The organism is Lacicoccus kunmingensis DSM 17847 (genome assembly GCF_059568765.1).
On sequence record NZ_JCANUC010000043.1, the window covers coordinates 1 to 5,762 of the forward strand.

8 protein-coding genes are annotated in these 5,762 nt (G+C 37.3%); 7 read left to right on the forward strand and 1 reads right to left on the reverse strand.

The features are described 5' to 3' along the window. Positions 1–206: hypothetical protein (locus tag BO48_RS16590; RefSeq protein WP_496369237.1), on the reverse strand; the 206-nt coding region annotated here is incomplete at its 3' end. A 111-nt stretch (positions 207–317) separates the two neighbouring features. On the opposite strand from BO48_RS16590, the gene BO48_RS16595 reads away from it, so the two are divergent. From BO48_RS16595 to BO48_RS16625, 7 genes are all read left to right on the forward strand, one after another. After that, positions 318–449, forward strand: a complete 132-nt coding sequence (locus tag BO48_RS16595) for a hypothetical protein (RefSeq protein WP_281182411.1) — start codon at positions 318–320, stop codon at positions 447–449. A gap of 64 nt (positions 450–513) precedes the next feature. Continuing rightward, positions 514–1,566 carry a 2,3-butanediol dehydrogenase gene (locus BO48_RS16600; protein WP_496369225.1) on the forward strand — a complete coding sequence of 351 codons (1,053 nt, stop codon included), beginning with the start codon at positions 514–516 and terminating at the stop codon, positions 1,564–1,566. A 227-nt stretch (positions 1,567–1,793) separates the two neighbouring features. Then, a complete protein-coding gene (locus BO48_RS16605; RefSeq protein WP_496369227.1) occupies positions 1,794–2,183 on the forward strand; it encodes a YolD-like family protein in 390 nt (129 codons plus the stop codon). Between the two features lie 62 nt (positions 2,184–2,245). Beyond that, a complete protein-coding gene (locus BO48_RS16610) occupies positions 2,246–2,869 on the forward strand; it encodes a hypothetical protein (RefSeq protein ID WP_496369229.1) in 624 nt (207 codons plus the stop codon). Beyond that, entirely contained in the window at positions 2,770–3,984 is a 1,215-nt protein-coding gene (locus tag BO48_RS16615) for a type I restriction endonuclease subunit R, EcoR124 family (RefSeq protein ID WP_496369231.1), read from the forward strand. Before BO48_RS16610 ends, BO48_RS16615 begins: the two co-directional genes overlap by 100 nt. A 714-nt stretch (positions 3,985–4,698) precedes the next feature. Next, positions 4,699–5,253, forward strand: a complete 555-nt coding sequence (locus BO48_RS16620; protein ID WP_496369233.1) for a JAB domain-containing protein — start codon at positions 4,699–4,701, stop codon at positions 5,251–5,253. 322 nt (positions 5,254–5,575) lie between these two features. Then, the gene (locus tag BO48_RS16625) at positions 5,576–5,716 is read left to right on the forward strand and encodes a hypothetical protein (protein ID WP_496369235.1); all 141 of its coding nucleotides are present in this window, start codon (positions 5,576–5,578) and stop codon (positions 5,714–5,716) included. The last annotated feature ends 46 nt before the right edge of the window (positions 5,717–5,762 follow it).

The following is a 5,762-nucleotide window of genomic DNA, read 5'->3' on the forward strand; positions in this document are numbered from 1 at the left end:
GCATATTTCTTGGCTGTCCGCCAATTGATACCTAATGTTTTTTGTATTTCAGATATAGATAAACCTTTGGTGTTTCTTAAGTGTTTGATACAATTAATATCGGACATTGCTAGCATCCTTCCTGACCGCCACTGTGTTATTGTTTCGACACCAATAACGGTAGAGGGACTTGGGGTGGCTGGCAAGTCCTTTTTTATTATTTGCACTGATTTTAAAACAGTGCAGGACTCTGCACTTCTACATTGCAAAGCTCTGCACTTTTATTTTGCCATACACAGATCTCTCACTTTAGGGAATCAGTAAAGGATGAGTAATGTATGATTAAATACTATGTATGTGATTTATCATTAAGAAGTCAGTACTTATTCGCTGAACTCGCAAAACAATTTGATGATATGAGTGATGATGATATAGACGCAGGCATTTCAAGTAAAGTTGAAGATTTATAATTTTCTTTTTTTCCAGAATGGGTGTAGTATGAAGGTGAACTGATAATAAATAGGAGGGCTTTATATGCGTGCAGCAGTATTTCATGATGCAAAGGATATTCGCGTAGAAGACGTTGAAACACCGGAAATCAGCGAAGGTAAAGTTAAAGTCAAAGTTGCTTGGGCCGGTATTTGCGGCAGTGATCTCCATGAGTATAACGCAGGTCCCATCTTCATCCCGAGTGGTGAAGCATCACCAATGACAGGCAGAAAGGCACCGCTGACCATGGGCCATGAGTTTTCAGGTACTGTGGAAGAAGTAGGATCAGGTGTTGAAGGTCTTAAAGCTGGAGACAAGGTAACAATCAATCCGCTCATCACGGAGGAAGTACACGAGGAACCGCTTGTTGACATGTACAAAGGGTTCACTTTCGTTGGACTCGGCAGTGACGGGGGCTTTGCCGACTATGTTGTCGTGGATAAGAAAAATGTCGTAAAGCTAGAAGACGATACTTCACTTGAGCTTGGTGCACTGGTGGAGCCAACGGCAGTGGCGCTTCAGGCAATCAGGGAATCCGAAATGAAATTCAGTGACTCCGTTGCCGTATTCGGCGCAGGACCTATCGGTCTTCTGACAATCATCGCAGCTAGAGCTGCGGGTGCGAAGGATATCTTTGCATTCGACCTCAGCGATGAGCGACTTAAGAAGGCGAAGGAAGTAGGGGCGACACATGCCGTCAACTCCGGCAATGAAGATCCGATTGAATATATTCAAGAATATTATCCGGACGGTGTTGACCGGACATTCGAAGTGGCCGGTGTGAGTGTTACAGTAAATCAGTCCATCCGTGCGACACGTGCTCGCGGTATGGTGACCATCGTGTCGATCTTCGAAGAACCGATTGAATTCAATCCGATGTCCCTCACTGCAAGCGGCGTACGAATCGCATCCACCCTGGCTTATGAGCCGGACATCTTTGAAGCGACGGTGAAGATGATAGAGAGTGGACAGATCGACCCGTTTCCGGTCATCAGTGACCATATTGAATTGAACGAAATTGTCGACAAAGGATTCGAGGCATTGTTGAATGACAAGAGCCAGTCGAAAATCCTTGTGAAGCTGAGCGGCGACAAATAAATAGCTGGTTTCAACCACGTCAACTTTAAACGTTGGCGTGGTTTTTTGATTGTCTTAAAACTTATGAGGGTACTTATTAAATCATGTTGTTGCTTCCCAACCGACACTATTCACATAAGAAATTAATTCGTACAACTCAGTACTAGTGTCTATATCTTTCTTAAATCCTTTTTGATTTGATGGGTTACTTGTTGCCCTTGACATTATAATGATGTCAGGTGATGTATATGGAAAACGATTATCGTAATATACCAAGAGAGCAGTTAAATAATAATATTCCAAAAGGGCGAGGAATGATAAAATGGCAACCCTTTGCAACAATGCCTGAACAATATGAGAAAATTTTTAAAATGATTGAAGATAATGCAAAAATTGAAAAACCTATTATCAATGAGGATATATCTTATCAGAATGAACGATTGTTGGTGCAATTATTAAATCAGAAAGCAACCATTCGGTATTGGTCAGAAGGATATGAAATATTTATACGTTGCCTGGTCGAATATTTGGACGGATCTTCTAAAATTGTTGTTGTATCAAAGGATAATGAAATGTTCCATATACCATTTGACAATATATACGAAGTACAGGATGCAGGATATTTCATAGATGATTAATTATTTTGTATACAATAAGCTTCCGAAAGCTTACTATAATTATATAAAATGATTAATATTCTATGTTGGTGTTTGATAAAAACAGTGAAGTGATTGATACCACTGAAAAATTATTTGGCCCTGAATTACACAAATATACCATTGATGAAGCCATTTCTGATGGCAATGTGTTGGGTTTTCATGTGGATTGTATTAATACCGGTGAATTTAAAAGCTATGAAGATTTAAAAGAAGCCATTATAGAAGATGAAAAACAGACATTCCCTGATAAATTAGATAAAGCAATAGAACGCCTTGTATATAGCTGGGATGACTTAGAAGTTGAAAAACAAGCCAGCAAAAGAAAGTTGTTAGAGTATCATGATGATACTCATATTCCGCGCGTGGTCGAAGAAATCATTGAGAACTGGGAGTCACAATCACAACAAAGAAAGTTTAATGCGATTTTGACGGTGGCTTATAAAAAACGCGTCCTCGCATATTTTGAAGAATTTAAAAAACAGCTCGCAGAGCACGACGCTCCATTTAATGTCCCCATGACATTTAGTTTTGGAGGGACGAGGACCCTGAACCAGTGGACCCTAAAGTGGTTGAAGATATGTTCAAAAATTATGCAGCATTCACTGGCATTGAATTTGTTGCAGGAGATAAAAAACAGGGGCCAGACGCTTACTTTGAAGATTTAATTACTCGAGCAACCCGTGGAGGGAGTGGCCGGCATCCGAAAAATATTGATTTAGTCATTGTCGCAGACCAACTTTTGACGGGATATGACGCGCAACTATTAAACACACTATATGTTGACCGGTCACTTGAATTACACGGCTTAGTGCAAGCTTATTCGCGAACGAACCGCGTACATGGCCCGGATAAAGAATTTGGTTCGATCATTAATTTTCAGTATCCAAAAATTTCTGAAGAAAAAGTAGATAATGCGTTAAAACTTTATGGTACAGGCGGGACGAGCAGTAAAGCGATTGTAGAACCATACGAGACAGCTGTAGAACAGCTAAACATAAAGATAGAAAAAATAAAATCAATCATGCCAGACCCCATGACTTGGCAAGAAATACAGAATGACACGGAGACAAAAGAAACATTTCTATTAAACTTTAAAGATGCGGCTGAGCATATGCAATTAGTCGAACAATATTATCAATTTGAATGGGATAATGACACATTTGGATTCGATGAAAAGACATGGCTAAATTATATAGGGGCCTATCGCAACCTCCGTACTCAAGAAGGCGAAGATCCAGAATTACCGGCGATTCCGACGTCCCTTCCCGGAAAAACAAGACTAGTCGGGACGCAAGTGATTGATGCGAGCCATATTTTAGAGTTAATGGGTGAACAAGCAACTGCGGCTAATGGAAAACAAACAGTAGATGCTGAAACCCTACGGATTGTGTATCAACAAATTGAAGAATTAAGTAATCTAGGAAATCATGAAAAAGCGCAATTATTAAAAGAATTTGTTGAGGCAGAACTTAAGCCGGGCCATGTATCCACAGAGATACGATTTGATGAAGCATTCGAAAATTGGAAGAATGGCAAGAAGAGCGCAGTGATTTATGAACTTTCCAAAGAGTGGGGAATCAATTCACAAATTTTCGAAAAATCTGTCGCAGCCTATTCTAATCAAAATCCAGAGGACATCCCTTACATTGTAGACTTAACACGCACACTAGATTTTTCATCAGCAACCAATCCAATGGGGAAAAACCGATTGGAACATAATATGAAATTAACGAACGAATTGCCTAAGATGATACCGAAAATTAAAGATAAGTATAATTGATTGTAAACAGAATTTATTATTTTTTGTCAAAATAAGCTAGACAGTTGTGTTTCTCATCATGAGAATATCACTAGATTTATGTATGATAATATTAAAGTAGAAGAACAGTTACTAAGCGAAGAACAAAAGCATAATAATGAACGAACCTTAGAAGAATCACTATTTAAAAGTGTAAATAATGGTCAAATGGCTTTGAAATATCATTAGAGTACGAGTTAGAAAGTGTAGACGAAAGATCTGAAATGATTATGGTGAGTAAGACTAATCAATTCAAATATATCAATTTTAGTCATATATATGAAATAACAAAAGATGATTACTTATTTATGTAAGACTGATATAATTTAAGTTAGTTCCATTTTGTGAGTTATTTTGTTTACAAAGTTATCTCGGGAGGATGACTAAGCCCTATCTGTACAGATAGGGCTTTTTAATTTTTGATTAAAAAATGGTAAAAATGGAATACTTCAGATTTAAATCAGATGTATTCCATTTTTTTATTTCTTTCAGTTTCTTCACTCTTACTCGTGTGCAGATGTATTTGTTTACTTGTGCATCCTATCAAATCTTTCACTGATTGCAACACCAAGCACTACGTGTACCTGCGGTAGTGTTGCAATCAGCTTCGGATTTGATATTGACGGATGCGTAAACAAAATACATTCACACACTCGATTAAAAGAGTGTAGTAGAAAAAAATAGGAGCTGTTAAATATGCACAAAATTTATTCATTATTATCCAAGAAAGCCCAGGCGTATGTTGAAACAATGGAACTAAAAGAAGTGTTAAACATACTATTTTTCATGAACAATGAAAATTTCACAAGAAGAGATAAAGAAAAATTAATTGCTGTTCATGAAACGATTCTCGAATATAATACTAAAGAAGATATTAAAGAAATCAGAAGTCCAAAAGAAGCTTATGACTTTTTAAAACCAAAATTCATAGGAAATGAACAAGAAGAATTTCATGCGATATTCCTTAATACAAAAAATAGAATTATCCATACAGAAATGGTTTTCAAAGGCTCAACAAATACTTGTATTGTAGACCCAAAGTGCTTATATAGTAGAGCATTGAAATGTTCGGCATCAGCAGTCATTGTCGCACATTCGCATCCCAGTGGAAATCCGACACCCTCTAACGAAGATATTGAAGTTACCAAGAGATTGAAAGAGGTAGGAGAAATCGTAGGTGTAGACTTTTTAGACCATATTATACTAGGCGATAATAGCCACATATCTTTAAAGGAAACACACTTTTTCTAAAACAATAGATCGCTCATCTAGCGGTCTATATAATTTTGTACACATTAGATCTAATTTTTATTTATATAAACATTGAGGAAACGATACTCTGCAGTAACGCTTGCAGAGTATCGTTTCTTTTTTTCGTTGAGTTCCTTCACTCTTATTCGTGTGTAGATGTATTTGTTTACTTGTGCATCCTATCAAACCCTTTACAAATTACAACACCAAGCACTACGTGTACCTGCGGTAGTGTTGCAATTCGTTTCGGATTTGATATTAACGAATGCGTAAACAAAATACACCTACACACTCGATAAAAAGAGTGTAGTAGAAAAATACAGTGAGTTCAATTGACAGTATATTATCTAAAGAAGGCAAAGATTTTGTCCGCAATGTTGCAGATAACGTAGGTTACTCCCAAAGTAAAATTGCTGATATTTTAAAAAAAGATAAACCTGAATTATTCATAGAAAAATACTAACAGGCAATTAATGCCGGTTTCATTGGCTTTTCAAGCGAATGCCCAT